Here is a 26,648-nt window from a genome sequence, read left to right on the forward strand (position 1 = left end):
TCCAATCCAGGCAGCTATGCCCACCCGAGGGCTGCCGGCCCCGGTACCGGGTGCAGGACCGGGACATCTGCCGGGATCTCCGGCGCTGCTGCGGGTGTGGACGCGGCCGAATCACCGAACAGGGGACGCCGGCCGGACCGGTAGGCGGAGTCGATGACGGGTTCGAGTTCGTCGAACACAGTGCGGTTCCCCGGGAGAACCACATGTGCCAGGAATTCCGATTCCAGGGTGGAAATGCCAGCCGCCACCGCCGCGAGTTTGGCATCTATTGCCAGGGCAAGGGCATGCCAGGACCTGCGGTTGGCCCGTTCGAACAATTTTGCCTTCGCTTCGCGGACAGGGCCCTCCGCTGTGTCCCCCCGGCCGAGGGAAATCTCGTCGGATTGCGACAGAGCAAGGACGATGCGGAATTGCCTCCCGCCACCCCTGAAGGCGATGGCGCTCCGGTGCCCGCGTTGGCTGAAAAGCACGTCGGTGGCCCCGTAGCCCACCAGCGCCCGTTTGATATGTTCCCGGGAATCTCCGCCACTGAAGGAGTCACCCCGGGTGTAAGGGATTGTCATGGTCCAACTATGCGCCTTTCCCGCCGCGGGGTCACTGCGCCCGGACTCTCCACATAGCCAAGCGCCGCCGTCGTAAATTACGACGGCGGCGCTTGGCTGGGTGCCGGCGTGTTGGCCGGGCAGGAAAAGCGCTTACTCCACAACAGCCGCCGGAACCGGCTGACCGTCGCGCAGGACAGGAGCGCTGCGGCGGCGCCAGTAAGCCGCCAGGACCGCTCCGGACACGTTGTGCCAGACAGAGAAAATGGCGCCGGGGAGGGCCGCTTCGGGAGTCAGGTACTGCCGTGCCAGCCCCGCTGCCAGGCCTGAGTTTTGCATGCCGACTTCGATGGCAGTGGTGCGCCTGGAAGGAATCGGCAGCTTGCACAGGCGGGCAGCAGCGTAGCCGAGGGCGTACCCCAGGCCGTTATGCAGAATAACGGCCACAAGAACCAGCAGTCCGGCGGCGAAAATGGCTTTGGCGCTTCCGGAAACAACGGCAACCACCACTAACGTGATGGCAAGCACCGAAATCCAGGGAAGGGCCGGCAGCGCCTTGTTGACGAGGCGCGGCAGGAAGAGCCGGATCACCAGTCCCAGCAGCACGGGGAACAGCACAACCTGGACGATGGACCATGCCATGGAACCGGCGTCCACCGGCATGTACTGGCCGGCCAGCCACAAGGCCAGCACCGGGGTCAGCAGGGGAGCGAGCAGCGTTGACACGGTGGTCATCGCCACGGACAGGGCGACGTCACCCTTGGCCAGGTAGGACACAACATTTGAAGCCGTTCCACCGGGGCAGCAGCCCACCAGGATGACGCCCGCGGTCAGTGCCGGCGGCAGCCCCAGCGCCGCCGCGACCAGCCAGCCCAGGAACGGCATGATGGCGTACTGCGCCACGACTCCGATCACCACCGGGACCGGGCGTTTGGCGATGACTGCGAAGTCGGGCGGCGTCAGCGTCAGCCCCATGCCGAACATGATGACTCCGAGCAGGGGGTTGATCCAGGGAGCAAGCCCCGTGAAGGCTGAGGGGGCGGCAAGCGCAACGCCGCCTCCGGCCAGGATGAGCAAGGGAAAGAGGGTGACGGCGATGCGGGCGCTGCGTTCCTCGGCGGCTGATGCCGTCGTGGACGATTGGGATAAGGAAGACATACCTACCGGATTATCACAGCGGGAGTCCGGTTCCGGAATCAGCCCGTGATGATGACACGTGCGAAGCGCCGGCCGGACGCAGCCTGGCCACCCATACTGTCCTAGTGGAGTGGATGCGTGCGAAGGATTGGCTGATCGGTGCCGGTGGGATGGTCTTCCTCCTGGCGGTCGCGGTGATGATCATGTGGTGGGTAACGAGCAGCCCGGCCGGCGGGGGAGAAGCGCGCCCCGTACCGCTGCCAACGGAGGGGGCCGGGCCCCGGCCAGGCGCAGAGCCTCCCGCGGACCTGGGCGGGGATGAGGTGTGGCTTGCCGACCTGGAACTGGACGCCGGGACAGTGGTGGCTGCGGGCTCGATGCTCCGTGACGTCCGAGCCGTGGGGCAGGACGTAGTCACAGGGCCGGACGGGCTGGTGGCTGCACGCCTGGCCGTGGATGCGACGGTCCCGTTCGAGGTTGTCGCAGACGAGCTTGGCGGCGGGTCCGTGGTCCGTCCCGCCGACGGTGGCCAGGCCACGGTGGTCCGCACCGTTGAGGCCCTGGGCCGCGAACTGCGCGTCACCGCCACCGGAACGGTGGAGGTAGAGGGCGGCAAACTGGTTGTCGAGCCCAGCTCGATCGACGTTGGCGGGCCGGACTTCCTCTCCGGGGCCACCGCGGCCGTGGTGCGCACATTCGTCACCATCGAGCACAGCATCGAGGGTCTGCCCGAAGGCCTCGTGCTTGAGGACGTCACCGTCCAGGATGACGGCTTCCGTACCAGCCTCCGGGGCGGGAACGTCAGGCTTGTCCCATGAATTCGCCCGCGCAGCTTGTCCACTTTTGGTTGGCGGCCCGCCGATGCGCCTGTAACATATCCTAAGCATGCTTACCATCGCGTTTCTGGTCAGTCGGCTAACGTACTGTCAGCGCATGGCTGCAGGACGGAAACGAACAGGGGCTTGAATTGGCAGGAAATGCAACCTTCCGGCACAGCAACACCGCGTTGCTTTCGGTGAGCAGTGTCGAAGCTCCACGGATTGTGAGTTCCACGGATTTCGACCGCAGGTTGGCGTCCACCCTGCACCGGCTCAAGTTCCCGCCCCGGCTTCTTGAGCGGGTTGCCGGTGTCACGCACCGGCGCTGGTGGGCGGCCGGGACGTCGTTCGATGATGCTGCCACGGAAGCGGGCGCGAAGGCCCTGGCCGAGGCCGGCGTGGAACCGTCCGACGTCGGCCTGCTGATCAACACCTCGGTCACGCGGCGGAACCTTGAGCCGTCCGTTGCGGTGAAGATCCACCACGGGCTGGGCCTGCCGTCGTCGGCCATGAACTTCGACCTTGCCAACGCCTGCCTGGGCTTCGTGAACGGCCTGACGTTGGCGGCCAACATGATCGACTCCGGCCAGATCAAGTACGCCATGATCGTCAACGCCGAGGATGCCGAGGCCACGCAGGAGGCCACGCTGGCCCGTCTCCAGCGGCCCGAGACCACGCGCGAGGACTTCAACCGCGAGTTCGCCACGCTGACCCTGGGCTCCGGAGCTGCCGCCGCCGTCCTGGGCCCGGCGGACCAACACCCGGGTGCGCACCGGATCGTCGGCGGCGTGATGCGTGCCGGCACCGAACACCATGAGTTGTGCGTGGGCGGCATTGACGGCATGGCCACCGACACCAAAGGCCTGCTCGACGGCGGCCTGCAGCTTGTGGTCGACGCCTGGCACGAGGCTCGTCCGGAGTGGGACTGGGCAGACATGGACCGTTACGTCACGCACCAGGTGAGCAACGCCTACACGCAGGCCATCATCGACGCCATCGACCTGGATCCCGCCAAGGTGCCCATCACGTTCCCGCACTGGGGCAACGTGGGCCCGGCGTCGCTCCCCATGACCCTCGCCGCCGAGGCACAATCCCTGGAAGCGGGGGACCGGGTGCTCTGCATGGGCGTGGGGTCCGGGTTGAACACCGCCATGATGGAAATCGTTTGGTAGCCGCAGACTGGCCTGGCGTTGACCCGGAGTGGTCGCGCGACGTCGATGTCGTGTCCACGTCCGGTGCCGATGAACCGGGGACGGTTCGCCGCTGGCACCTGCTGGACAACGGCGCACAGCTCGCCCGGCTCGGCCTGGCCCCCGCCGGCACTCTGCTGTGCGTGCACGGCAACCCCACCTGGTCGTATCTGTGGCGGACGCTGGCGGAAGCCGGATCAGATCCGGCCCACCCGTGGCGCGTTGTGGCAGTGGACCAACTGGACATGGGCTACTCGGAGCGCACCGGCACCTTCCGCCGGCTGGCAGACCGGATCAACGACCTCGGTGACCTGACGGACGCGCTCGGCCTGGACGGGCCCGTGGTGACGGTGGGCCACGACTGGGGCGGCGTGATCAGCCTGGGCTGGGCCCTGGCCCACCCGCAGCACCTCGCCGGGGTGGTGCTGACCAACACGGCCGTCCACCAACCATCCGGGTCGGACATCCCGCCGGCTCTGCGGCTTGCCCTGCACCCCGCGGTGCACCAGTGGGGAACAACGACGTCGGACGCCTTCCTGCGGGTGACCCACTCGCTGGCACACCCGCCGCTGCGCGCCGACGTGCGCCAGGCCTATATGGCCCCCTACCGCCGAGCCGACAGGCGGGCCGGAGTGGGAAACTTTGTGGCGGACATTCCCGTGGACGCCTCCCACCCCAGCTTCCCGGCGCTCAGCGGTGTGGCGGAAGGGCTGCACGGGTTGAAAGTCCCGGCGCTCATGCTCTGGGGCCCCAAAGATCCCATTTTTTCGGACCGGTACCTCAAGGACCTCATCACCCGGCTTCCCCACGCGGACGTGCACCGCTTCGAAGGCGCCGGCCACCTTGTGGCGGAAGACCGGAATATTGCCGCGCCGATCTTCCAGTGGCTCGGCGAAAACATCAGTGCAGACGGCAGTGGATCCCTTGAAACCGAAGCCATTACGGCCGGGAGCCAGGGGCCGAAGGACACAGCCGAGCCGGCGCCGTCGGAATTCCGGCCCCTGTGGGACCTGCTCGGCGAGCAGGCGGCGGGCCCGGCCGGAGGCGATACCGCCGTCGCGGAAATGGCGCCGGACGGCAGGGTGGCCCGCTCGCTCAGCTGGCGGCAGCTGGACCGGAACATCCTGGACCTCGCCGCGGGGCTGCGGGACGCCGGAGTGGGAAGCGGCAGCCGGGTCAGCCTGATGGTTCCGCCCGGCGTGGACCTGACCGTAGCCCTGTACGCGTGCCTGCGTCTGGGCGCCGTGGTGGTGGTGGCCGACGCCGGACTGGGAACCAAGGGCCTCAGCCGCGCCGTGAAAGGTGCCACCCCGGACTTCCTCATTGGGATCGACAAGGCGCTGGCAGCGGCCTCGGTGCTCGGCTGGCCGGGACGGCGGATCAGCGTGCGGGACCTCCCGGCCGCCCGCTGTCGGATGCTGGGGGCGGAAAACTCCCTTGAGGCCTTGGCACGCTCCGGTGCCGGCCGCAGCCCTGGGCAGTTGGCGGACAGCGTGGATCCGGATGCCCCGGCCGCCGTCCTCTTCACGTCCGGCTCCACCGGCCCCGCCAAAGGCGTGCTCTACACGCACCGGAAGCTGGCTGCGATGCGGGACACGGTGGCCGAAACGTTCGGCATCCGCTCCGATGCCCGGCTGGTGGCAGGCTTCGCCCCGTTCGCCCTGCTGGGACCGGCGCTGGGAGCGGTGTCGGTGACGCCGGCCATGGACGTCACCGCACCCCGCACCCTGACGGCCAGCGCGCTCGCCGACGCCGCCGCGGCCATCGACGCCACGGTGGTCTTCGCCTCGCCGGCGGCTTTGCGGAATGTCCTTGCCACCCAGGATGGTTTGAACGAGGCCGGGCATAAAGCGCTGGAAGGTATCGGGTTGCTCCTGTCCGCCGGCGCGCCCGTCCCGGAACCGCTCCTGGCCGAGGTGCAGCGGCTGCTGCCGGCGGCCTCGCTGCATACCCCGTACGGGATGACCGAGGCGCTGCCGGTCACGGACATCAGCCTGGAACAGATCCAGGCTGCCGACGCCGATGCTGCCGCCGGCACTGCGACTTCTGCCAGCGCCGTAGCGGGAGCAGGCAACGGCGTGTGCGTGGGGTGGCCGGTGCACGGCGCCCGGGTGGCCGTCGTCCCGCTGGCAGCGGACGGCACCGCATCCGGGTCCCAACCCGTGACGGAGCCCGGGGTCACCGGCGAGATCCTGGTCAGCGCCCCGCACGTGAAGGAAGCGTACGACAGGCTCTGGCTGACCCAGCAGGAGAGCAACAGCCTGCCCGGATGGCACCGCACCGGCGACGTGGGGCACTTCGACGCCGCCGGCCGGCTCTGGGTGGAGGGACGCCTCGCCCATGTAGTCACTTCGCCGGGTGGAGTGGTGACGCCGGTGGGCGCGGAACAGGCCATCGAACGGCTCGACGGCGTCCGGCTGGCGGCGATCGCCGGGGTGGGACCGGCTGGCACCCAGGCCGTGGTCGCCGTCGTCGAGACCGTCCCGCCCGCGCGGAAAGCCGGCCCTGCGGGGACGCAGCTGGCCGGGGATGTGCGGAGGGCAGCCCTTGAGTCCGGCGTCGAGGTCTCGGCCGTGCTCGCAGTCCCCGCGCAGCCCACCGACATCCGGCACAACGCCAAGATCGACAGGACCCGGCTGTCCCGCTGGGCGTCGAGGGTGTTGGCCGGCGGCCGTCCGGGAAAGCCGTGAGGGTCCTCGTCACGGGCGCAAGCGGGCTGCTCGGGGGAGAAGTTGCCCGGCTGCTGGTGCGCCAGGGCCATGACGTCGTTACCTTCCAGCGCCGTCCGTCAGGGGTGGACGGCGTCACGGACTTTCGCGGGTCCGTCACGGATGATGATGCGCTCCGGGAAGCAGTCCAGGGCGCCGAAGGGGTCATCCATCTCGCCGCGAAGGTGTCCTTCACGGGCCGCGCCGCGGAGTTCGACGAGGTCAACGTCGAAGGGACCCGCCGCCTGCTCGAAGCCGCCCGGGCAGCCAAGGTACGGGACGTGGTGTTCGTGTCCTCCCCGTCCGTCGCCAACTCCGGCGCCGCCATCGCGGGGCTGGGCGCGGAGCCGGCCGACCCGGAGCACGCCCACGGGGACTACTCCCGCACCAAGGCTGAGGCGGAGCTGCTGGCGCTGGCAGCGGACGCACCTGATTTCCGGGTCGCTGCAGTGCGGCCCCACATCGTCTGGGGCCCGGGTGACACCCAGCTGGTGGAACGGGTCCTGGCCCGCGCCAGCCGTCAACGCCTGCCGCTGCTCGATGCCGGCGCAGCCCTGATCGACACCACGTACGTGGACAACGCCGCTGCGGCCATCGTCGCCGCGCTGCACCGGATGGACCACGTTCACGGCCGGGCCCTGGTAGTGAGCAACGGGGAGCCCCGCCCGGTAGGTGAGCTGCTGGCGGGCATTTGCGCCGCGGGAGGCGTCCCCGCGCCGTCGTGGTCCGTGCCCGGTGTTGTGGCACGGGCGGCGGGAGCGGTGGTGGAGAAGCTGTGGACCTGGGCCGGACGGCAAGAGGAGCCGCCGATGACCAGGTTCCTCGCCGAGCAGCTCTCCACAGCCCACTGGTTCGACCAGCGCGAGAGCCGGGAGCTTCTTAGCTGGACCCCCAAAGTCTCCATCGATGAGGGACTGGCGAGGCTGGCGGAGCACTACCGTTCCCGGCCGGCCGCTCGGGGGTGACCGTCCCGGCGTCGCCATCCACCGTGATCTGCTGGCCGGTGGCAAGCCGCTGGGTGGCAACTCCGGTGCCGAGGACGGCGGGGATGCCGTACTCGCGGGCCACGATGGAGCTGTGGCTCAGTGGTCCGCCCACGTCGGTCACCACGGCGGAGGCCATCGCGAAGAGTGACGTCCATGCGGGAGTGGTGATGCGGGCCACCAGGACGTCCCCGGGCTCCATCTGGCCGAAGTCCTGGGGACCGGCCAGGACACGGGCGGGCGCGGTGACCCGGCCCGCGCTGGCCCCGGCGCCCTTGATGACGTCGCCGTGCTGGTGCTGCGAGCCGGCCGGCATCATGGACGCGAAGGCCCGTTCCATCCACCGGCTCTCGGGCAGCATCTGCGGGGCGGCGGCCTTCGCCTGACCGCGCCAGAGCATCCTGCGTTCCTCGACGGCGGCGGCGCGGACGGGCCGGACGGCTCCGGAAATGGCCACGCCGGCCCCGGTTGCGGCTTCGGCGAGGCCGAATTCGACGGCGCTCCGCAGCTCCTGGAAGCGCAGCCAGAACACGTCGTCCGCCGACGCGATGACGCCGGAACCCACCAGCCGGGTCCCGAGTTCCAGCAGCATCCGCCGCAGCAGCGGCCAGGCAAGCCCGACGTCGGCCAGCGCGTCTTCGCGGATCGGCGCCGTCTCCTGGGCCCAGCGGAGCAGCCGGAGGAACGCGGTCCGCCGGCGCGGTCCCAGGCGCTCGGCCATCTGGCGGGTGAGCTCCTCCCGGCGTTCGGTCGAGAGCCGCTGCCGCTCATGCGGGTCGGTGCCCTGCCCGCGCAGGTAGAACTTCACTGTTTCCAGCAGGGCGGACGGATCGTCGGCCGCCACGGGGCTGGCGAAATCCAGGTTGTAGACGGCGTGGCCGTAGAGGGCCAGATGTTCCTGGAAGGCGATACGCCATTCCTGCCACAGGACTCCGTCCACACCTTCGGGCGCGGAACCGGTGCGTTGGCACTCGGCGAGTACCGCCGTCGGACGTTCCAGCAAAGCAGCCGTCAGCCCGGGATCGCTGCGGGCCCAGCCGGCGAGGTCGTACAGCGACTTCTCCGCGCGGATGGGTTCGCTGTCGTAGCCGAGCAGGAACGTCTGGGCCGCGGGATCGCCGTCGCGGCGGACGAACTTGTCGTAGAACGCCCGGAAGGAGAGCTCGCTGGTGGCGGCGAGCGGAATGATGGACTGCACGGCCGTGTAGTACACGGTGCCGGCATCCAGCAGCGCCTGCACGCCCGCCAGCAGTTCCCCGCCGGTGAGCTGCGCCGGAGGCTTCGCGGACCAGTCCTTGATCACCCGTTCGTACCGGGGGTGGGAGAACCCGCGCCAGCCGGCCACTCCCATGTGCGCCTTGCCGCGGGCCAGCGCCCCGACGGCGGCCGGCGCCTTACCCATCATCCGCCACATGCCCGAGGTGCGGTAATAGTAGTAGGCGTAGCCGTTGATGGTGGGCAGCCCGACGTCGCCGTCGCGGATCACGTTCTTGCCCAGGGCCTCAGCCAGCAGTGCCTGCAGCGACCGCGCCACGGACCCGTCAACCATGTCGGCGAACAGCGGTGAGAGCGGATCGGGCAGCTGTTCCACGATGCTCGCGCGGAAGTAGAGCCCCTTGGGATAGGGGAGGGGCCAGGTGTCCGGGGTGTCGGCCGCCGGGTCCGGCAGCGCCGTGATGGGGCGGGACTGCAGGATGAAAAAACCGTCTGCGGTGCGCGCCCACTCGACGTCCTGCGGCGTCCCGAAATGCTCCGTGATCCGCTGTCCGTACCCGGCCAGCTCGGCCGCCGCGCTGTCATCAAGGACGGGCTCACGGCGGCGGTCTGCCGCCACCGGCTGCTCCCGGGTCCCGTTCTCCGCGTAGACGGTCATGACGTCCTTGTCCGCCGTCTGCCGCGAGACCACGGTGCCGGTCCCGGCGTCGACCACCACGTCATCGGTGGTGACCGTCCCGCTGACCACCGATTCGCCCAGGCCCCACGCGGCACTGATCACCGTCTGGTCCCGCCGCCCGTTGGCGGGGTTGGCGGTGAACATGACCCCGGCGGCCTCGGCCTCCACCATCAGCTGGATCACGACGGCGAGGCGCACCTCGTCCGGTCCCACGCCTTCGCGGGCGCGGTAGGCCATGGCGCGCGCCGTCCAGAGGGAGGCCCAGCAGCGGATCACGGCTTCCGCCAGGGCCTCCGCGCCGCGGACGTTCAGGTAGGTTTCCTGCTGACCGGCGAAGCTGGCCGAGGCGAGGTCCTCGGCGGTAGCCGAGGAACGCACCGCCACTGCTGCGTCTTCACTGCCGAGAAGCCCGTAGGCTGCGGTTAATTCTGTTGCGATGCCGGCCGGCATGGAGCCGCTCCTGAACAGGGTGCGGATCTGCTCCGAGGCGTCCTCGTAGTCCTGCGGCGACGCCTGCCGTGGCAGTGCAGCCACGTCGTGGACCGCCGTCGCAAGGTGATTTTCAGTGACAAAATCCGCGTAGGCGGCGGTGGTCAGGACGAACCCCGGCGGGACCGGCAGTCCGGCCTGGATGAGGCCGCCCAACCCGACGGCCTTGCCACCGGATACGGCGACGTCGTCCGGTCCCACATCGGCCAGGCCGGTTACATACGTCATGAGTCGCGCGTCCTTGCTGCCCGGAGGGGGCGCTCGGAGTGAACCTGATCCTCCACATACTGGCACTGCCGGAGGCGGCAGGCCATAGACTCGGACCCATGTCAGCTCATGGGGGAGCGCCGGCACGGCGCGGGGTACTTTTGTTCGGTGTGGCCGTTATGGCCGTTGCCCTTCCCGGCTGTGAGTACGCTGGGCCGGAGGATCGGCCGGCCCCGGCGTCCCCGCCGGCGGCAACACCGCAGCCGCGGTCCTTCGAGGTGCAGACCAACCCGGACCCCAGGGCTTCGGAGCTGGAGGACTTTTCGGAGTGGTCAGCTAAGCAGTTGCAGCCACGCATCCCGGGCGAGCTACGCGGGACCAGCGGCGGCAACACGACCACCACGGGAACGCTTATGGCCGAACCGGGCGAGTACGAACTGCACTTTGTCTGCATAGGGCCAACCTTTGCTGAGCTGTCCGTGTCCACGTCGGCGGGGGCTGAAGTCCTTGCCCCCGTGCGGGTCGCGTGCGACGGACAGGCGGTGAAGACACCCCTGCTGCTGCCGATGCAGGGAGCGGATTTCACGATGAGCCCGGACGATGGCGTGGACGGCCGCTTCGCCTACCGGCTCGTGCCCACGGGTGCTGGATAGAAGCGCGGGCCAGGAGTCCCCCTAAAAACCTTTTTCATGAAGACGGACAGCATAGGTAGCGGTGCCTCAAGCACAGGATGGAAACTGTTCGGGCTGACACAGTCCCGCCTTCATCCCGCACCTGTACCTATCGCCGGAGAAAGTGAGCAGGAAATGGAATTGAAAGTCACGATGAACGTCACCGTTGATGGCGTCATGCAAGGCCTCGGTGGTCCCGATGAGGATCGTCGAGGCGGCTTCGAACGCGGGGGCTGGGCCGGTCCGCTGCTGGACCCCGAGTCCCGCGACTACCTCAACGAGGTATACGGGAACGCCGCAGCATTCCTGTTCGGCAAGTGGACGTACGAGGTGTTCGCCGGTTCCTGGGGTTCGGGGATGGCTGACGCTACGGAAGATCCGGTCGCTGCGGCGCTGAACAACCGCCCGAAGTACGTCGTATCTACCACGCTTTCCCAGCCGGCGTGGGAACCGACGACTGTCCTGACCGGTGACATTGAATCACACATCCGGAAGCTGAAAGAGGAAGGGGAGGGCGACCTGGTTGTGCCCGGCAGCCTCTCCCTCGTCCGCTGGTTGCTTGCCAACGACTTCGTGGACCAAATCGACCTGACTGTCTATCCCGTGGTCGTTGGTCAGGGCAACAGGCTGTTCCCGGAGTCCGGGCCGGACTACAAGCTAGAGCTGCTTGAGTCGTCCACTACATCCCGCGGTCTCGTCATCCAGAAGTACCGGCCCGCCGGCCGGCCGGAGTACGGGGTAGCTGCAGAGAGCTGGACCGAGACCTAGCAGCCCGGAGCGTCGTCTGGCGGCGTTGCCAGGCTTGGCCGCCGGATGCCAAGCTACGTACATGGGCGCAGTTACCGTGTCCGGCCTCAAAATCAACTATCGGGTTGCGGGATCCGGCGAACCCCTCATCCTTCTTCATGGGGGCTTTGGTTTTGACAGCCGCTCCTGGGGCCCGCAGTTCGACGCTCTCAGTGACGAGTTCAATCTGGTCGCGTGGGACGCTCCGGGCAGCGGAGGATCCGATGACCCGCCTGAGTCCTTCTCCATGGACGACTACGCCGACACCCTGGCCGGGTTCGTGAACGCGCTGGGCCTGCCTAGCCCGCACGTCCTTGGCCTGTCGTTCGGCGGAGCACTTGCCTTGGCGCTCTATGGGCGACACCCGAGCGTGCCCAGAAGCCTGATCTTGGCAGGGGCTTATGCCGGCTGGGCGGGCTCCTTGCCAGCCGACGAGGTGCAGCGGCGCGTTCAGATGATCAGTGAGGACGTCACTCAGCCTCCCGCGGACTGGCTGCCCAAGTACCTTCCCGGCATGCTCACCGGGTCTGCACCGCGGGAAATGGCCGAACAGACACTCGCGCTGATGTCAGATATTCACCCGCGAGCCAGTTTGACGATGCTCCGGGCGATGGCGGATGCCGACCTTCGCGGCATCCTTCCTGACATCGACATCCCGACGCTGGTGCTGCATGGCGACCTCGACGCGCGCTCGCCGCTGGCGGTCGGGAAGGAGCTGCACACGAAAATTCCCGCATCGCAGCTCGTCGTACTCCCCGGAGTCGGGCACCTGAGCAACATAGAGGCCGCCGACGCCTTCAATGCCGAGGTGAGGACGTTCCTTCGTTCGCTCGATTAACCGCCACAAACCTTTGGGTAGGTACTTCGGGTTCACGAAACGCGTATCAATTACTCGGGTCCTCCGAAGGCAGGGGTCATATGGTGATAACTGGAGCCGGCGACGTGGGCGTTCGCCTGAGACCACGAACGCCTCCCCCAGCCGTCGCCGGCTCCGCACCCGGTGCTTGATGACCCGCCGATGCCCCGTGGCGCAGCGAAGGCTCAAGATCGGCACAATAAATCCCGATGATGGACATATGCGCTTCCGCCCGGTCCTCTGGCTTCCTAAAGTGTTTTTACAGGGCAGCAGAACAACTACGTCGAGGGGGACGTATGGGCATGGATATTCCGCGCGGGGCAAAGGAGTCGCGTCCGTCAATGGAGCCGCGAAAGTCCGCTCCTGTTCCAGCTCCGCCTAAGAGCCGCCTGGTAAGGCCGTGCGCGGTGCAACTGACCCCGCCCCGGAGAGGCCGGGAACATGAAGTCCAGCGGCTGATCCGGGACCTGGCCGCACTTGCAGCCGAAAATCGTCCATCAGTTTCTTAAGGTTCGCTCTGCCAACCCGGCGGGAGCCCTGCAGCCTGGAAGGCATGCAAAGGGCCCGGGGGTTGGTGCCCGGGCCCTTGTGCACAACTTGGTTTAGCGGCGGGTGCCGCCGGTTCCGTCGGTGTCGATGTTTTCCTTGCGGACTTCCTCGTTGACGGTGACGTTTTCGGTCACGGTGGCCTTGTCCAGGCGGACCCGTTCGACAGGGACGGTCTCCTTTTCCACCACGGGGCGTTCTTCGTGGAGGATGACTTCGTGTTCTTCCTCGCTGATCGCAGGTCCATCCATCGCGGCGCCGACGTTCGCGTCGGTGATGGGTTCGCGCTCGATCCTGACTTCTTCACGCTGCACCGGTACGGTCTTGGTGACGTTCTCGGTGGTGACGTATTTGCGAAGCCGGGCCCTGCCTGCGGCCTGCTTTTCGGTGCCGACGCGGAGCTGCTCTTCCGACCGGGTCATTGCATCATCAGTCGTTGGGCCGGAGGTGTCATGGCCCACGGTGCCCGTCCTTTCGCCGGTGTCGGCTGTGCCGGTCCGGGAAGGGGTCCCGCTGTAGGAGGTACCACCACCGAGGTTGTAGTAGGTGTACAGCCGTTCTTCCTCGGCCGGTTCCAGATGGCCGTCTTCAGCGACCCGCGGTGCATCCTTGACCTGGTCCTTGCCGTAAGGCACAACAATGTCGTTGCCCTCAGTGCGGGCACCTTCCAGCGGGACGAACGATTGGGACGTACCGAAAAGCCCGGTCTTTACAGTGACGAAGGAGGGCTGGCCTGTCTCATCATCGGCGTAGACCTGGCCGATGGAACCGATCTTGTCCCCGTCAGCACTCAGGACGTTACCGCCGGCGTTGAGCAGGGTGTCAATGTTTTCCTTGGCGAACATGGTGTCTCCTTGGATTGATTTCAGGGCCTTTGGCTTTGCGCCAGATCAATACTAAGCACGCTTACTATTGATCTGGCAAGCCGCTCACCTCAAAAGGTCGCGCAGTTGCTCGGCGGGCCCTGCGGAGACTTTCTTCAACACCTGCCCGGCTTTGCGGCGGCGGAACTATTCTGGTGCGCCCCGCGTACGAAGCCCTTATATCCGGCCAGCGGCGAGCTCGGGGTCATCATCAGAACTCTTGCTGCCGGTCTCCTGCACAGTTAGCGAGGGCACAGACTCTTCCCCTGATGCCTGCAAGGAGCGCCACACGCCCACTCCGGCCCCCGCCGCGAGCAGCATCGCGCCGAGCCACCACAATGTCCTGGCTGCCGACCGACCCGCTTCCACCGGGACCTCGGCAGTGGCTTTCGGCCCAACACGCTTCAACTGTTCCCGCACCCGGGGAGTCAGCGTCTCCACACCGCCTGCAAGCTCGTCCGCCAGCGCGCGCAGAAGCATTTGCAGGCGCGGGGACGCAGTTTCGATGCCGGTATCCAGGCCGGCCACCGCTCTTTGCAGAGCAGCCTGCACGCCGGGCGTGGCCCATTCCTTGCCCCTGGCCAGACGGGTGGTGAGGTTTTCCAGAAGATGGTGGAGCTGCTCGGTTTCAGTCATGGGTTCTGCCGTACGCATGGGTGCCTCCTGTGTGGGATGGATGCCCATAGCCTACGGCCGGCGGCGTGACAGAAGAAAGGGTATTTGGCTCGGACTGGAAGACCTGCGCAGTAGGTACCGACGGGGTATCACGAGTAGCCAGCACTCAGAAAACAGGTAAGGACTGCAGCCTGTTTCGGGCCTAAACTCAGGCATGGGTACGATCCCTTCAGTAGTCCTAATCTTCGGTGCAGCTTTCGCTTGGGTGGGATTAACGGTCTTCGTACTCCTACGCTTGCGGCGCCGCCGGAAAGGGTCGTCGGTGGTGGCTTCGGCTGCCCCTCCCTCCGGCCAGAACAGTGAACTCGCATACAGGCCTTGGCGCCGAGTGCGCCCAATAACCGGGCACCATTCAGCTCGGCACCGCATGCCGGGCGTCAGGAAAGTCCGCACATGGAGGGCCCTGCCAAGCGTCGCACCGCCGACAACAAACAATCATTAAGCTTCATCCGGTTCACGGTAATTAGTTCTTGGGGGTAGACATGGATACCGGAACAATTATCGGGTTCACTTTCGGGTACTTTGCCACCCTTGCCGGCGTGTTCATGCTGTACTTACCCATCGTCGTCCTCATCGTTGTGCTGTTGATTGCAGCCGGTGTTCTCCAATTGCTGCTCCTGCCGTTCATCGTCCTGGTGCGGAAGGTTCGCCGGTCAAAGCCCAAGCCGGACATGGACGCAGCATGGCTCTTGACCCGGGCTGAGCCGTAGCCTGCCCCCGCTGCTTCGTCTCTGCAGGATTGGCCACAGTGAAGGTGCCGGGCATTGGGTATCCCCAGCATATTGACTGCCCTTAACCCGAGGAATAGCGTCTGCGCTAGCGGGGCATTCACCCCGTTATCACCGAGTGAGGCGCCGCATCCGTGCCACTTCGGCCCTGCTACAACGGTGTCCTCAGGGCCGGTATGAAGTTCCTGCGGCGACAACCGGGATGAAGATGCAGGAAAGGGAAAAGACCATGCCAAAGTATCTGTTTGAAGCGACGTACGTGGGCCAGGGCATCAAAGGGCTGATGAAGGAAGGCGGCACCGCGCGGCGTGACGCACTGGTGGAGGCCCTCGGCTCGGTAGGAGGCTCACTGGAGAGCTTCTACTACGCCTTTGGTTACTACGACGTCCTGGGTGTTTTTGAAGCGCCGGACGATGCAAGCGCCGCAGCGCTGTCGCTGCTGATCAACTCGACGGGGAACGTCAACGTCCGCCTGAAGCCGCTCCTGACCGTGGAAGACCTCGACAACGCCGCCAAGAAGACGCCGTCCTACCGGGCGCCGGGGCAGTAGGGGAGCCCGGCGCCAAAGCCAGCGGGCCGCCGTCGTGAATTACGACGGCGGCCCGCTGGGTTTGGAGGCGAAGGCGCCTACGCGCGGGGGAGCCCCAGATAGCGTGGAACCCTTTCCGCGTAGCCGGGGTAGGACTGCGGAAAGAGCTCCGCGAGGGCAGCTTCTTCGCCGACGACAAAGCGGTGCTCCACCAGCACCTCGGCCGGCAGCAGCACGAGGACCCAGGACGAACCGGCCAGGACTCCCGCGCCGAGTTGAATGAGCCACCAGCCCACGTACATGGGATGGCGGGTCATCGCATAGGGGCCTGTGACCACCAGATCCTCCGGCCGCTCCAGCTCGAAGCGGCCCGCCGAGCGCCGCCGGCGTTCAGCCAGGGCCCAGGCATTGAGTCCGACTCCGGCGATCACCAGTCCAGTCCCCGCCATGCTGTGAACGGCGCGTGAGCCGGGGAGCGGCAGGGGACGGAACCTGGCAAGGACGAGATCGAGAGCCATCGCGGCCACGACGGGCGCCGGCAGGGGCAGGTTGTCGTAGGCCGACTTCAGCCGCGCCTCCAGGGTATGAACAGAACTGACACCCGCCGCCATGGTTTCAGGTTACGCCGTGCGGGCCAGGGCGCAGTGCCCGGATGAGCAGCCACACCGTCCGCGGAACAGCCCACAGGATGGCCAGCCCGAGCACCGGCACCAGCGAGACGCCGACGTCCGGGAACTGGCGGATGATGACCAGCAGGCCGGTGTCGAACCGGGCGGGTGCGTAGATGAAGCAGAGCCACAGGGCGAAGGCGTCGAGAGCGAGCGCCGCCAAACCCGCCGCCAACAGCGGAAGCCTCCCGCCGCCGTCGTACGTTCCACCGCTCCGCAGCAACACGCCAAGTGCCAGCCACAGGCTCAGCAGTTCCGCCACCAGCAGCCCCAGCGCGACCGCCCAGCTGTAGCGCTGCAGCCAGTCCTCCTGGACGACGGCGGGAATGGGCTGCTGGCCGTGGAGGATCCGCAGTATGTTCGTGTCGATGGCCTTGAGCCGGGAGGGAGCCGAGGTGTCGTTCGCGTTGATGACCAGTGCGACGCCCAGCCTGGTGGAGGGAACCATCGCCAGGTACGTATGGCTGTTGCCCCACTCGCCCTGGTGCTCTGCGAGCAACGGCAAGGAGGCATTGTCGGCGGCCTCCGCGGCAGGGACGGATTCAACAAGCGGACGGGTGAACCACCCCATCGCGTACATCTTTGACCCGTCAACCCGGACCCCGGGCTTGAGCATGGCCCGGACGCTGTCGGGCTGAAGGATGCGCCCGTCCCGGTACTGCCCCTCGTCCAGCAGCATGCTGAGCTCCCGGCCCAGGTCATTCGCCGAGGCGTACATGGTGCTCGACGGCATCCCGGTGGTCGGCGCGGGCACCTCCGTCTGCTGCCAGAAAGTGCCGAACCACAGCGAGTGGCCGGCGGCGGCACCATCCGCAAGGGCAGCAGCGCGGGTCGCATGGCTATGGCTCATGTCCAGGGGGTCAAAAACATGCTGGCGCATGTAGTCCCCGAACGGCTGCCCGGAGACCGTCTGAACCAGGAGGCCCAGGACGTTGAAGTTGGCGTTGGCGTAGCCGAAGGCAGCACCCGGGACTCCCGCCAGCGGGGAATCAGCGAGGTCCCGGACGCCTTCTTCGAGGGCCTGCGGGTGCTGCGCGAAGGAGCCTTCGAAGGCAGTGTCCTTGGACGCCATGCCGCTGGCCTGGTGCAGCAGGTGCCGGACGGTGATCGCGGACGCGCGGCTGTCCTGCAGGGTGAACCACGGCAGGTAGGTCCGGACGGGTTCGTCCAGGCGGAGCCGGCCGGCCTCCACCTGCTGCATTACGGCGATGGCCGTGAGGGACTTGCTGGTGGAGGCCAGCAGTACCGGGGTGTCGACGGTCATCGGACGGCCCGAGTTGTCGGCGCTGCCGTAGGCGGCGGCATGCACCGGGACCCCGTCCTGAACGACGACGACGGCGGCGCCCGGGAGCCCGATCGCGGCCATTTGTTCCTGCAGGAAGGCATCTACTGCTTCATAAGTCTGTTGGTCAGGGACGACGGCGGGCGGGGCCTGGGGGACGACGGCGGCGGCGTGTTCGAAAGGACGTAAGAGAACGGCAACAGCCAGGAGGCACAACAGGAACCAACGCGAAAACCGGGAGCTTCTTCGCACGCCCGCACCTGCCTCGGCTGACGGCGTCACCGGTCCGGTTCCCCCTCCCGCCGGTGGCGGTGGTGCAGCTCGTAGCTGTCGAACACGTCGGAGGAGGTGGTTCCGGCATGGCCGAATTTGCCGCGGAGGACGTCCGCGAGCCCATCCAGTGCCGCGTGCAGCATCCGTCCGGCGAACTGGAGTTCCCGGCTTTTGCTCCGTTCGGCGTCCGATGCCAGCTGCTGGGCGTAGGCAAGCGTGGCAGGCAGGGAGCTCCGCTGGTCCACTTCGCGGAAATAGTAGGTTTCGTGGAACGCCAACAGGTCTATCCCCACGGTCGCTACGTTCCGGGCCAGCGACTCCAGCAGTCCGGCTGCATGGGCGGGTTCCAGTGCCGCTACACCATCAGGGCCGGCCGCCTCCCGGAACAGGTTCAGCTGGTGGGCCAGAGCCCGTCGCCGGTTCAGGGCAGGGTAGGTCTGCAGGATCCAGGAGACCGTGGCGGTCAGCAGCCCGAAGCCGGTCACGGCCTGCAGGGCGGAGACCAGCCGGAGCAGCGGACTGGCAGCCACGATTTCGCCGAACCCCACAGTGGAAAGAGTGACGAGCGAGATGTAGAGGGCTTCGGCAAAATCGGCCCGCTGCGGAACACCGGTCCCGTACACAAAGCCGTCCGGCAGGTGGGGCAGGTACAGCAGGGCCCAGCCGACGGCGGCCAGGCTCGCCCAGGTTGCGATCACGGCGGCCATGGCCAGGGGCGCCGCAACGGAGGATGCCCGGCCCCGGACTTTTTTCGTCAGCAGCCAGATTCCCCGCATGATCGCGCGCCCGGTGGGACCGGAGTCGTGCGGATACAGGAGGGTGTGGAAGACGTCCGCGAGCATCAAGAGAATCAGCCCGGCCCCCAGCACCGTCCAGAGCGTATCCGCGATGTCCATGCCTTATTTTAGTGGCGGCGGTTGGCCCGTATCCCCTGATGGCTGCCGTTGGCCGCCCCGAAGAACCAGCGCAATCCCGGTGGCCAATTCGATGCAGTAAATGGACAGGGGCGGAAGGTCGCCAGTGCTGGCCAGCACGCCGGCGAAGGTTGCCGCACCACCGAGATTCAGCCAGCCGGGCCAGCGCGGAAAACCGGCGTGCGTGCGGGACCGCTGGAGCAGGGCGCCGCCAAGGGCCGCCATCCCCGCCAGGCTCACCCACACGTACCCATAAAATGGCCACTCGGGCTGCCGCCCCAGCGCGAAGCCCTCGGGGTCGGTGAACCGGGCTGCCAGGTCCACAGGGAAGACGGCAGCTCCACCGGCCAGGAGGACTGCGCCGGCTTGGGCGAGCCGCCGCCCTGCCAGTCGTTCCTGTTCGCCACCCGCGCGTCCCCGGTCCCACTCTCCGGCGAGCACCGCCACACCGGCAGGCAGCACAATTGTGCCCGCGCCGAGCAACACAGTCTGCGCCCTCCACTGCACGGGGTTCGCCAGCAAAATCTCAAGTTTGCGTTGCCGTTCCCGTTCCACGTAAACACGCGAGACAGGCATGAAGGCCCCGGCAAGAAAAGACGCGGACCCTGCAGTCATGACAGCACCCGCAGTTCGGGTCCCTCCACGAAGCAGCCAGCTCATGTAACGAAGGTAGGCCTGAGCACCAGCAGGTACAAGAGCCCCCACCGGGAAGCCAAATGGACTGGAATAACTCTTTGTGAGAGGCTTCACAGGTTTTGGTGTGGTGCGCCACATCGCGTCGACCGACGCCGCGCAGCACCAAACGCATCCCCTACGCTCTTCATGGAGGGAACCCACACTTATGAGCGATGCCTTATCAGCCATCAATAACGTGATCTGGAGCGACTGGCTCGTCTATCTCTGCCTCGCCACCGGAGTCTACTTCTCCATCCGAACACGTTTCCTGCAGGTCCGGCACGTTAAGGGGATGTTCCAGCAGCTCGTTCACGGCGAGAAGTCCGCCTCCGGCGTCTCCTCGTTCCAGGCCCTGGCCATGTCCCTGTCCGGCCGCGTCGGCACCGGCAACGTCGCCGGCGTCGCCACCGCGATCGCCTTCGGAGGACCGGGCGCCCTGTTCTGGATCTGGGCGGTCGCCTTCCTGGGCGCGTCCACGTCGTTCATCGAGTCCACCCTCGGCCAGATCTACAAGACCCGTGATCCGCTGACCGGCGAGTACCGCGGCGGCCCGGCCTACTACTTCTCCCGCGGGTTCGCACACACCAAGGGTGCCGGTTTCTTTAAGGTCTACGGCTACGTCTTCGCGGCCGTGACCGTCCTTGCCTGCGGCGTTCTGATGCCGGGTGTCCAGACCAACTCCATGGCCACCGCGATCAGCGGCGCCTGGGCCCTCGAGCCGTGGATTGTTGCCGTCGGCTCGGTCATCCTCCTGGCACTTGTGGTCATGGGCGGCATAAAGCGCATCGCCAGCGTCGCCGCCTTCGTGGTGCCGTTCATGGCCGCCGGCTACATCATCCTCGCCCTGATCGTCGTCGTCATCAACGCCGCCCAGCTGCCGGAGATCCTCTCGCTGGTGTTCCGCAGCGCCGTCGGCATGGATTCGGCCCTCGGCGCCATCATCGGCCTGGCCGTGATGTGGGGCGTCAAGCGCGGCGTCTACTCCAACGAGGCCGGCCAGGGAACGGGCCCGCACGCCGCCGCCGCAGCCGAAGTCTCGCACCCGGCCAAGCAGGGCCTCGTCCAGGCCTTCGCGGTGTACATCGACACGCTGTTCGTCTGCTCGGCCACCGGCTTCCTGATCCTCTCCACCGGCGCCTACCGCGTCTTCTCCGGCGGCAGTGAAGACGGTGAGATCCTCGCCGAAGGCGGTCTGCTGTCCGCCTCGGCCGTCGTCGGACCCCAGTATGTGCAGGCCGGATTCGACTCCGTGTTCCCCGGCGTCGGCGCCGCGTTCATCGCCGTCACGCTGATCTTCTTCTGCCTGACCACCGTCATCGCGTACTACTACATGGCCGAGACCAACCTGCGCTTCCTCCTGGGCAACTCGTCGGCCAGGGTGATCCCCGGCCTCCGGACCAGCCTCGGCCGCGCCACCACCATCGCCCTGCAGATGGCCATCCTCGTCGCCGCTGCCTACGGTTGCGTGAACACCGCCGCCGATGCGTGGGTGATGGGCGATATCGGCGTCGGGCTGATGGCCTGGCTGAACATCGTGGGCATCCTGATCCTGCAGAAGCCCGCGCTCAAGGCCCTCAAGGACTTCGAGCGGCAGCAGAAGCTCGGCCTCGACCCCGTCTTCGACCCGCAGCCCCTCAGCATCACGGGGGCCACCTTCTGGGAGTCCTACAAGAAGGCCGACCGCGAGAAGGAAACCGCGCGGATCTAGCACGAGTAGACCGTGCGCCGCGCCGTTCCCGCGGCGCACGGTCCGCATCGTCCCGGCCACCCATGCCGGGACGTACCTTTTCCTACCGCTTCTTGACCTTGAAAACGGGCAGGCGTAGCTTACGGTTAGTCGTCGGCCCAAGGGTGTCCCAAGCTTCGCCCGGCAGCGTCGCCGGCAGGCGCATATTCGAGAATCACGCCGGTGCTGCATGCCACCTGCATGCAGCACCGGCGCATCCGGTCTCCGCCGCTGCTTCAGGGCCGCCAGGCCTGTTCCCGGACTCTTCCGGGACCGCAGCGGCTGCATCATGAAGGACCCGCACGGCCGGGGGATGCCGTGCCAAGTCCCCGAGCGGCCATGCTCGGGGCGAATGGAAGTCTCCATGGACAACAACGGATTCCAGGCCCTGCAGGACAAAGTCCGGGGCCACGTCATCACTTCAGACCACCCCCAGTACGACGCGTCACGGACCGTCTATAACGGCATGATCGACAAACGCCCCGCAGCCATACTGCGGGTGTCGCAAGTCGCGGACGTCATCGCCGGCGTGAATTTTGCCCGCGACAACGGCATGGACCTCGCGCTTCGGGGCGGTGGTCACAGCGCCCCCGGCTTCGGAACCTGCGACGGCGGCCTGGTGCTGGACTTCGCGGACCGTACGGGCGTCCGGGTGGATCCTGCTGCCCGGACGGCCCGGGCCGAGGCAGGCACCACCTGGGCCGACTTCAACCACGCCACAAACGCGTTCGGCCTGGCAACAACCGGCGGCATTATCGGATCCACAGGTGTTGCCGGACTGACGCTGGGCGGCGGCATTGGCTACCTCGCCCGCAAGCACGGCCTGTCCTGCGACAACCTCATATCCGCGGACGTGGTCACCGCGGACGGGAAGTTTCTCACGGCCAGCGCCACCGAGAACGACGATCTCTTCTGGGCGCTACGCGGCGGCACCGGAAACTTCGGCGCGGTCACGTCCTTGGAATTCACCCTGCATCCGGTGGACGTGGTCTACGGCGGTGTGGTGATCTACCTGCTCGAGCACGCCGAGGCTGTTGGGCAGCTGTACCGGGACTACATCGCCACAGCTCCCGAAGACATGGGCATCTTCCTCGGATTCCACCAGGGCCCGCCGGTTCCCTTCCTACCGGAGGAGCACCACGGCAAACCTGTGGTGGTTGTGGTGGGCGGCTGGACCGGTCCCCACGATGAAGGCGAGCGGCAATGGCAGCAGTTCCTGGAGGTCGCCCCGGTAGCAGGGTCTTTTGTCGGCCCGCTCCCGTACCCGGTGCTCAACACGTTGTTCGACCCGATGCTCCCGAAGGGCCTACAGGCATATTGGAAGGCGGAGTTCCTTCCGGAGCTGAGCGACGATGTGATCGGTGTCGCCCGGAAGTTCGGAGCCGGGGTGCCCAGTCCCCAGACCGCCAATCATTTCTATCCGATTAACGGTGCGGCGCAACGTGTGGGACAGGATGAGACTGCCTTTCCTTACCGGGATGCCAACTTCTCGGTAGCCATCGCCGGAATGTGGGAGTCCCCTGAGGACAACGCGGCCAACACGAGATGGGTCAAGGACTACCACCAGGCCCTGCATCCCTATGGAGCCGGCGGGGGCTACGTCAACTTCCTTGATGCCGACGACCAGTCCAGCATCGAGGACAACTACGGCGGCAACTACGCCAGGCTGGCCAGGATCAAGGCGAAGTACGATCCCGGCAACCTGTTCCATGTCAACCAGAACATCAAACCCGCGGCCTGAAACAGGGGAACAGCGTTCCCTCACCTCAGAGCGGGTCCGACGGCGGCAGGCAGCTTGGGCGGGTCCTGCCGCTTTACGAGTGGTTACGTGTACGTCCACTTGCCGTGGCCTACCCGTGGGTAACCGTTTACCTGGTCCTGTGAGGGTGGATGCGCCGGCTGGAACGGCCGGCAGCATTCACTCGACCCGGAGGACCTTCGTGTACCTGATTGCCAGACCGTCCAAGTTCCATCCCGCCAGGCCGTTGGCGCTGACCGCCAGCACCCTGGCCGTCATCGCCGCAGCGTCCCTGATGAACCCTTCCGCCGGCAACGCCGCCGAGCCTGCCGACTGGGACGCCACCGCCTACCGCGGCAGCGTCAACGTCGTCGAAGGGCCTGACGAGAACCAGCAGGTGATCGACGGCGTCGCCTTCGTGGACGATGACCAGGACTCCGTGCAGGACGGAAACGAGCGCGGCCTGGCGGCAGTGACCGTGTCCAATGGGCGTGACGTCACGACAACGGACAGCCAGGGCCGCTACGAGCTGCCGGCCTTCGACAACATGACCGTCTTCGTGACCCAGCCCCGCGGCTACCAGGTTCCGGTGGACGGGGACAACGTGGCCCAGTTCTTCTACCACCATCTGCCGGCCGGTTCCCCGGAGCTGAAGTTCGGCGGTATCGAGCCGACCGGAGAGCTGCCGGACCAGGTGAACTTCCCGCTGGCCAAGAGCGGCCTGACCCAGTCGCCGGAACAGCACTGCGTCATCGGCGGCGACGTCCAGACCTACGATCAGGACGAGGTGGGATACGCCCGCACCGGCGCCTTCGCCGACCTGGCCGCGCGGACGGACTATGCAGGCTGCGGCGCCCTGTTCATCGGAGACGTGGTGGGCGACGACCTCTCGCTCTACCCGCAGACCAGGGAACTGGCCGGCATGCTGAACGGCCCGGCCCGTTTCCTGCCCGGCAACCACGACCTTGACTTTGATGCCACCAGCAGCGAGCACACGTTCGACACCTTCAAGGCCAACCTGGGTCCGGAGTACTACTCCTATGACGCCGGCAAGGCACACGTCGTGGCCTTGAACACCGTGGAATTCCCCACCAAGCTTCCGGCCGCCAAGGGCGACTACACCGGTTCGCTGGATGAGCAGCAGCTGGAATGGCTGCGCAACGACATCGCCCAGGTACCGCAGAACCAGCTGATCGTCCTCGCGGCACACATCCCGCTGCTCGATTACGCCGACCAGGGCAGCAGCAAGCACCAGGTGGAACAGGTCAAGGAGATCTACAAGATCCTCGAAGGCCGTGAGGTGGTTGCGCTGGGCGGACACACCCACAGCATCGAGAACCTCCGCGAAGGCGACTCCCTGGCAGGCTGGTCCGAACTGTTTGGCATCGACGCCCTGCCGTTCACCCACATCACCGCCGGCGCCATCTCCGGTGACTGGTACTCCGGACGCCAAACCGCCGAGGGCTACCCGCTCGCTTACCAGCGCGACGGCGGCCTGCCGGGCGTGCTGACGCTGGACATCAAAAACACCGAGTTCCAGGAGCGCTTCACGGTCCGGGGCGAGGACGAGTCACTGCAGATGTCGCTGGGCCTGAACACCCCGCGCTACCGCGAGTGGTACGCCCAGAACCTCGCGAACAAGGGCAGCGCCCCCGAGTTCACCGGCCCGCTGACCGTCTCCCGCGACGACCTCGCCAACACCACCTGGCTGACCAGCAACTTCTGGATGGGCAGCACCGGCTCCACCGTGGAGGTACAGCTCGACGGCGGCCAGGCAGTTGAGGCGGTCCGCACCCAGCAGATGCAGGGCGAAGGCCAGCTGGTCGGCGCTGAATGGTCCGACCCGGTTGCCGTCCAGGAGCAGCTGGTCAACGGCGGAAGCCTGGCCGACCGCATGATGCACCTGTGGCGGCTGCAGCTGCCCGCCGACCTGGCAGCCGGCGAGCACACCGCCACGGTCACCGCCACGGACGTCTACGGCCGGACCTTCACCGAGACCCTGACCTTCCAGGTCGCCGGATAAAGCCTCCGGTGGTTGAGCCTGTCGAAACCCCTGGTGATTACCACTGCACGTAGTCCGGCTGGCTAGCGGACACGGAAAAGCCCTGGCACGAGGTACGTGCCAGGGCTTTTCCGCACTCAGCGCGGGAGGCCGGCCCTGATCTGGATGAGCGTGAGGTCCAGCAGCGGCGTCGGGACGTTGAGGTCGCGGGCCCGGCGCGCGAGGTCGCCGAGGATGTGCTCCGCTTCGGAGGGCAGCCCTGCGGTGAGGTCCCGGTAGAGGGAGGAAGTGAAGGCCGAGCCCGGCTCGGTGAGTATGCCGACGGCCTGTGCGTGAGCGGCGTCGGAAACGGGATGCCCCGCCGCTGCTGCCACTGCTTCGGTTTCGCTGATGGCCTCCAGGATCCTGGACTGCCCGCCGGCGTCGAGGATCCGTCCCACCGGTGCCCGGAACAGGCAGTTGACGATTCCCGCGGCCGCGATGAAGGCCCACTTATCCCACAGTGCGCCTACTACGTCGTCCACTACTGAGAAGTCGACGCCGGGCACGTCCAGAGCTTCGGAAACCTCTGGAGAGACAGGGTTTCCGTTCAGCCCGCCCACCATGAGGGAGGTCAGGGGCACCTGCTGGCGGACCACGTCGCCGTCGAGCGTGGCGACGATCCGGGCCAGGCCGCCCAGCACCTGCCCCGGGTACTGCTGCTCAAGCCGGTCCACGTGGGCCATGCCGTTGAGGATTGGAACGATGGTGGTTCCGGGCCCGACGAAGGCGCCGATCTCGCCGAGTACGCCCTCGAACGCGGTGGCTTTGACCGTGACGAGGATCAGGTCGAAGACCTCTGACCCGTCCGGGGCGGTGATGGTTTTCACCGGGTGTGTCCGGTCAGCGGTGGGGGAGACGAAGCGCAGCCCGTCGCGGCGGAGGACCTCCTGCTTGCGCGGCCGCACCAGGTACGTGACATCCCGTCCCGCTTCCTGCAGGAGCGTACCGAACGCCCCGCCTGTTGCTCCGGCTCCGACGACGAGGATCCGCATGGGTGGGCACCTTCCGGTTGGTTCGACATTAGTGACCGGATTCAGAAGCCCAGGACGGCCGAGGCTTTGTTTCCGCTGCTCCAAGGCTAGGCCGTTTCAGCAGAGCCACCCACCGAGCGGGCCGGGCGTAGGGTGGGAGTCGGACGAAAGGAGCACTTCATGAAGAAAATCCTCATGGTACTGACCAGCGTTTCCGAGATCGGCGATACGGGGGAGAAGACCGGCTACAACGTGGCCGAAGCCGCACATCCCTGGAAAGTGTTCAAGGATTCCGGGCACTTCGTCGACTTTGCGTCCATCCAGGGCGGCCAGCCCCCGCGCGACGAGGTGGACTCGAAAGATCCCATCCAGGTTGCCTTCACGGAGGATGAGACCACGCGCGCCGGCCTCTACAACACCGCCCGCGTCGACGTTGTTGATCCGGACCAGTACGACGCCGTCTACCTCGTGGGCGGCCACGGCACCATGTGGGACTTCCCTGACAGCGAAGGCCTGCAGAGCCTGGTGGCCCGCGTCTACAACAACGGCGGCTTGGTGGGTGCGGTCTGCCACGGACCCGCCGGCCTGCTGAACGTGGAACTGGAGAACGGGCTTCGCCTCGTCGAGGGCCGGAGGGTGGCCGCCTTCACCAACGACGAGGAGGTCGCCGCAGGCAAGGACAAGGTCATTCCGTTCTTCCTGGCAGACCGGCTTGAGGAACAGGGCGCCACCCAC

23 protein-coding genes are annotated in these 26,648 nt (G+C 66.9%); 13 read left to right on the forward strand and 10 right to left on the reverse strand.

The genetic code is table 11. The features are described from left to right. Positions 1-14: 14 nt before the first annotated feature. Positions 15-563: a hypothetical protein gene (locus tag DXK94_RS18040; protein WP_258868604.1), complete on the reverse strand. Its 549-nt coding sequence runs from the start codon at positions 561-563 to the stop codon at positions 15-17. A 132-nt stretch (positions 564-695) separates the two neighbouring features. Next, complete coding sequence (locus DXK94_RS18045) at positions 696-1,700, reverse strand: bile acid:sodium symporter family protein (protein ID WP_115525985.1); 1,005 nt, start codon at positions 1,698-1,700, stop codon at positions 696-698. A 113-nt stretch (positions 1,701-1,813) separates the two neighbouring features. Between DXK94_RS18045 and DXK94_RS18050 the strand changes: the two genes are divergently transcribed. The 4 genes from DXK94_RS18050 to DXK94_RS18065 all read left to right on the forward strand — a co-directional run bounded on the left by DXK94_RS18050 (position 1,814) and on the right by DXK94_RS18065 (position 7,360). Beyond that, positions 1,814-2,497 (forward strand): DUF2993 domain-containing protein, encoded by a 684-nt coding sequence (locus tag DXK94_RS18050; RefSeq protein ID WP_258868606.1) that lies wholly within the window; start codon positions 1,814-1,816, stop codon positions 2,495-2,497. Positions 2,498-2,646: 149 nt separating this feature from the next. Next, the gene (locus tag DXK94_RS18055) at positions 2,647-3,669 is read left to right on the forward strand and encodes a 3-oxoacyl-ACP synthase III (protein ID WP_176156915.1); all 1,023 of its coding nucleotides are present in this window, start codon (positions 2,647-2,649) and stop codon (positions 3,667-3,669) included. Beyond that, complete coding sequence (locus DXK94_RS18060) at positions 3,663-6,377, forward strand: alpha/beta fold hydrolase (protein ID WP_115525987.1); 2,715 nt, start codon at positions 3,663-3,665, stop codon at positions 6,375-6,377. Before DXK94_RS18055 ends, DXK94_RS18060 begins: the two co-directional genes overlap by 7 nt. Continuing rightward, the gene (locus DXK94_RS18065; RefSeq protein WP_115525988.1) at positions 6,374-7,360 is read left to right on the forward strand and encodes an NAD(P)-dependent oxidoreductase; all 987 of its coding nucleotides are present in this window, start codon (positions 6,374-6,376) and stop codon (positions 7,358-7,360) included. Before DXK94_RS18060 ends, DXK94_RS18065 begins: the two co-directional genes overlap by 4 nt. Here the strand turns inward: DXK94_RS18065 and DXK94_RS18070 are convergent. Continuing rightward, complete coding sequence (locus tag DXK94_RS18070; RefSeq protein ID WP_115525989.1) at positions 7,275-9,989, reverse strand: PEP/pyruvate-binding domain-containing protein; 2,715 nt, start codon at positions 9,987-9,989, stop codon at positions 7,275-7,277. The genes DXK94_RS18065 and DXK94_RS18070 overlap by 86 nt on opposite strands. Before the next feature lie 98 nt (positions 9,990-10,087). On the opposite strand from DXK94_RS18070, the gene DXK94_RS18075 reads away from it, so the two are divergent. The 3 genes from DXK94_RS18075 (at position 10,088) to DXK94_RS18085 (ending at position 12,263) form a co-directional block, all read left to right on the forward strand. Next, positions 10,088-10,621, forward strand: a complete 534-nt coding sequence (locus DXK94_RS18075; protein ID WP_147294402.1) for a hypothetical protein — start codon at positions 10,088-10,090, stop codon at positions 10,619-10,621. A gap of 153 nt (positions 10,622-10,774) precedes the next feature. Further along, positions 10,775-11,407 carry a dihydrofolate reductase family protein gene (locus tag DXK94_RS18080; RefSeq protein ID WP_115525991.1) on the forward strand — a complete coding sequence of 211 codons (633 nt, stop codon included), beginning with the start codon at positions 10,775-10,777 and terminating at the stop codon, positions 11,405-11,407. A 61-nt stretch (positions 11,408-11,468) separates the two neighbouring features. Continuing rightward, positions 11,469-12,263, forward strand: a complete 795-nt coding sequence (locus DXK94_RS18085; RefSeq protein ID WP_115525992.1) for an alpha/beta fold hydrolase — start codon at positions 11,469-11,471, stop codon at positions 12,261-12,263. 620 nt (positions 12,264-12,883) lie between these two features. On the opposite strand, the gene DXK94_RS18090 is transcribed toward DXK94_RS18085, so the two are convergent. Further along, positions 12,884-13,672 carry a DUF2382 domain-containing protein gene (locus tag DXK94_RS18090; RefSeq protein WP_115525993.1) on the reverse strand — a complete coding sequence of 263 codons (789 nt, stop codon included), beginning with the start codon at positions 13,670-13,672 and terminating at the stop codon, positions 12,884-12,886. A gap of 195 nt (positions 13,673-13,867) precedes the next feature. Continuing rightward, the gene (locus tag DXK94_RS18095) at positions 13,868-14,344 is read right to left on the reverse strand and encodes a hypothetical protein (RefSeq protein ID WP_115525994.1); all 477 of its coding nucleotides are present in this window, start codon (positions 14,342-14,344) and stop codon (positions 13,868-13,870) included. Positions 14,345-14,847: 503 nt separating this feature from the next. Here DXK94_RS18095 and DXK94_RS18100 point away from each other — a divergent pair. Both DXK94_RS18100 and DXK94_RS18105 read left to right on the forward strand, forming a co-directional pair. Next, positions 14,848-15,075 (forward strand): hypothetical protein, encoded by a 228-nt coding sequence (locus tag DXK94_RS18100; RefSeq protein WP_115525995.1) that lies wholly within the window; start codon positions 14,848-14,850, stop codon positions 15,073-15,075. A gap of 247 nt (positions 15,076-15,322) precedes the next feature. Then, entirely contained in the window at positions 15,323-15,643 is a 321-nt protein-coding gene (locus DXK94_RS18105; RefSeq protein WP_079598516.1) for a GYD domain-containing protein, read from the forward strand. A 77-nt stretch (positions 15,644-15,720) separates the two neighbouring features. Here DXK94_RS18105 and DXK94_RS18110 read toward each other — a convergent pair whose 3' ends face one another. From DXK94_RS18110 to DXK94_RS18125, 4 genes are read right to left on the reverse strand one after another with little or no spacing between them, the layout of a single operon-like run. Continuing rightward, positions 15,721-16,233: an isoprenylcysteine carboxylmethyltransferase family protein gene (locus tag DXK94_RS18110; protein ID WP_115525996.1), complete on the reverse strand. Its 513-nt coding sequence runs from the start codon at positions 16,231-16,233 to the stop codon at positions 15,721-15,723. A 4-nt stretch (positions 16,234-16,237) separates the two neighbouring features. After that, positions 16,238-17,824, reverse strand: a complete 1,587-nt coding sequence (locus DXK94_RS18115; protein ID WP_115526006.1) for a serine hydrolase — start codon at positions 17,822-17,824, stop codon at positions 16,238-16,240. A gap of 26 nt (positions 17,825-17,850) precedes the next feature. Further along, positions 17,851-18,741 carry a potassium channel family protein gene (locus tag DXK94_RS18120; RefSeq protein ID WP_115525997.1) on the reverse strand — a complete coding sequence of 297 codons (891 nt, stop codon included), beginning with the start codon at positions 18,739-18,741 and terminating at the stop codon, positions 17,851-17,853. A 3-nt stretch (positions 18,742-18,744) separates the two neighbouring features. Beyond that, on the reverse strand, positions 18,745-19,374 hold the full coding sequence (locus tag DXK94_RS18125; protein ID WP_115525998.1) for a hypothetical protein: 630 nt from the start codon (positions 19,372-19,374) through the stop codon (positions 18,745-18,747). Between the two features lie 226 nt (positions 19,375-19,600). Here DXK94_RS18125 and DXK94_RS18130 point away from each other — a divergent pair, with 226 nt between their 5' ends. The 3 genes from DXK94_RS18130 (at position 19,601) to DXK94_RS18140 (ending at position 24,921) form a co-directional block, all read left to right on the forward strand. Further along, on the forward strand, positions 19,601-21,142 hold the full coding sequence (locus DXK94_RS18130; RefSeq protein WP_115525999.1) for a sodium:alanine symporter family protein: 1,542 nt from the start codon (positions 19,601-19,603) through the stop codon (positions 21,140-21,142). A gap of 382 nt (positions 21,143-21,524) precedes the next feature. Next, entirely contained in the window at positions 21,525-22,901 is a 1,377-nt protein-coding gene (locus DXK94_RS18135) for an FAD-binding oxidoreductase (RefSeq protein ID WP_181884873.1), read from the forward strand. A 199-nt stretch (positions 22,902-23,100) separates the two neighbouring features. After that, positions 23,101-24,921 (forward strand): calcineurin-like phosphoesterase family protein, encoded by a 1,821-nt coding sequence (locus DXK94_RS18140; protein ID WP_258868605.1) that lies wholly within the window; start codon positions 23,101-23,103, stop codon positions 24,919-24,921. Between the two features lie 116 nt (positions 24,922-25,037). On the opposite strand, the gene DXK94_RS18145 is transcribed toward DXK94_RS18140, so the two are convergent. Beyond that, on the reverse strand, positions 25,038-25,934 hold the full coding sequence (locus DXK94_RS18145) for a ketopantoate reductase family protein (protein WP_115526001.1): 897 nt from the start codon (positions 25,932-25,934) through the stop codon (positions 25,038-25,040). Between the two features lie 159 nt (positions 25,935-26,093). Between DXK94_RS18145 and DXK94_RS18150 the strand changes: the two genes are divergently transcribed. Next, on the forward strand, positions 26,094-26,648 hold a 555-nt coding region (locus tag DXK94_RS18150), incomplete at its 3' end, for a type 1 glutamine amidotransferase domain-containing protein (RefSeq protein ID WP_147294404.1).

The sequence above is a fragment of the Arthrobacter sp. RT-1 genome (assembly GCF_003367205.1).
Taxonomy (GTDB): Bacteria; Actinomycetota; Actinomycetes; order Actinomycetales; family Micrococcaceae; genus Arthrobacter.

Bases quoted from the DNA above. Each gene is read 5' to 3' on its own strand.
- DXK94_RS18040 (WP_258868604.1), bottom strand. From the start codon at position 563: ATGACAATCCCTTACACCCGGGGTGACTCCTTCAGTGGCGGAGATTCC.
- DXK94_RS18045 (WP_115525985.1), bottom strand. From the start codon at position 1,700: ATGTCTTCCTTATCCCAATCGTCCACGACGGCATCAGCCGCCGAGGAA.
- DXK94_RS18050 (WP_258868606.1), top strand. From the start codon at position 1,814: ATGCGTGCGAAGGATTGGCTGATCGGTGCCGGTGGGATGGTCTTCCTC.
- DXK94_RS18070 (WP_115525989.1), bottom strand. From the start codon at position 9,989: ATGACGTATGTAACCGGCCTGGCCGATGTGGGACCGGACGACGTCGCC.
- DXK94_RS18075 (WP_147294402.1), top strand. From the start codon at position 10,088: ATGTCAGCTCATGGGGGAGCGCCGGCACGGCGCGGGGTACTTTTGTTC.
- DXK94_RS18080 (WP_115525991.1), top strand. From the start codon at position 10,775: ATGGAATTGAAAGTCACGATGAACGTCACCGTTGATGGCGTCATGCAA.
- DXK94_RS18085 (WP_115525992.1), top strand. From the start codon at position 11,469: ATGGGCGCAGTTACCGTGTCCGGCCTCAAAATCAACTATCGGGTTGCG.
- DXK94_RS18090 (WP_115525993.1), bottom strand. From the start codon at position 13,672: ATGTTCGCCAAGGAAAACATTGACACCCTGCTCAACGCCGGCGGTAAC.
- DXK94_RS18095 (WP_115525994.1), bottom strand. From the start codon at position 14,344: ATGCGTACGGCAGAACCCATGACTGAAACCGAGCAGCTCCACCATCTT.
- DXK94_RS18100 (WP_115525995.1), top strand. From the start codon at position 14,848: ATGGATACCGGAACAATTATCGGGTTCACTTTCGGGTACTTTGCCACC.
- DXK94_RS18105 (WP_079598516.1), top strand. From the start codon at position 15,323: ATGCCAAAGTATCTGTTTGAAGCGACGTACGTGGGCCAGGGCATCAAA.
- DXK94_RS18110 (WP_115525996.1), bottom strand. From the start codon at position 16,233: ATGGCGGCGGGTGTCAGTTCTGTTCATACCCTGGAGGCGCGGCTGAAG.
- DXK94_RS18120 (WP_115525997.1), bottom strand. From the start codon at position 18,741: ATGGACATCGCGGATACGCTCTGGACGGTGCTGGGGGCCGGGCTGATT.
- DXK94_RS18125 (WP_115525998.1), bottom strand. From the start codon at position 19,374: ATGACTGCAGGGTCCGCGTCTTTTCTTGCCGGGGCCTTCATGCCTGTC.
- DXK94_RS18130 (WP_115525999.1), top strand. From the start codon at position 19,601: ATGAGCGATGCCTTATCAGCCATCAATAACGTGATCTGGAGCGACTGG.
- DXK94_RS18135 (WP_181884873.1), top strand. From the start codon at position 21,525: ATGGACAACAACGGATTCCAGGCCCTGCAGGACAAAGTCCGGGGCCAC.
- DXK94_RS18145 (WP_115526001.1), bottom strand. From the start codon at position 25,934: ATGCGGATCCTCGTCGTCGGAGCCGGAGCAACAGGCGGGGCGTTCGGT.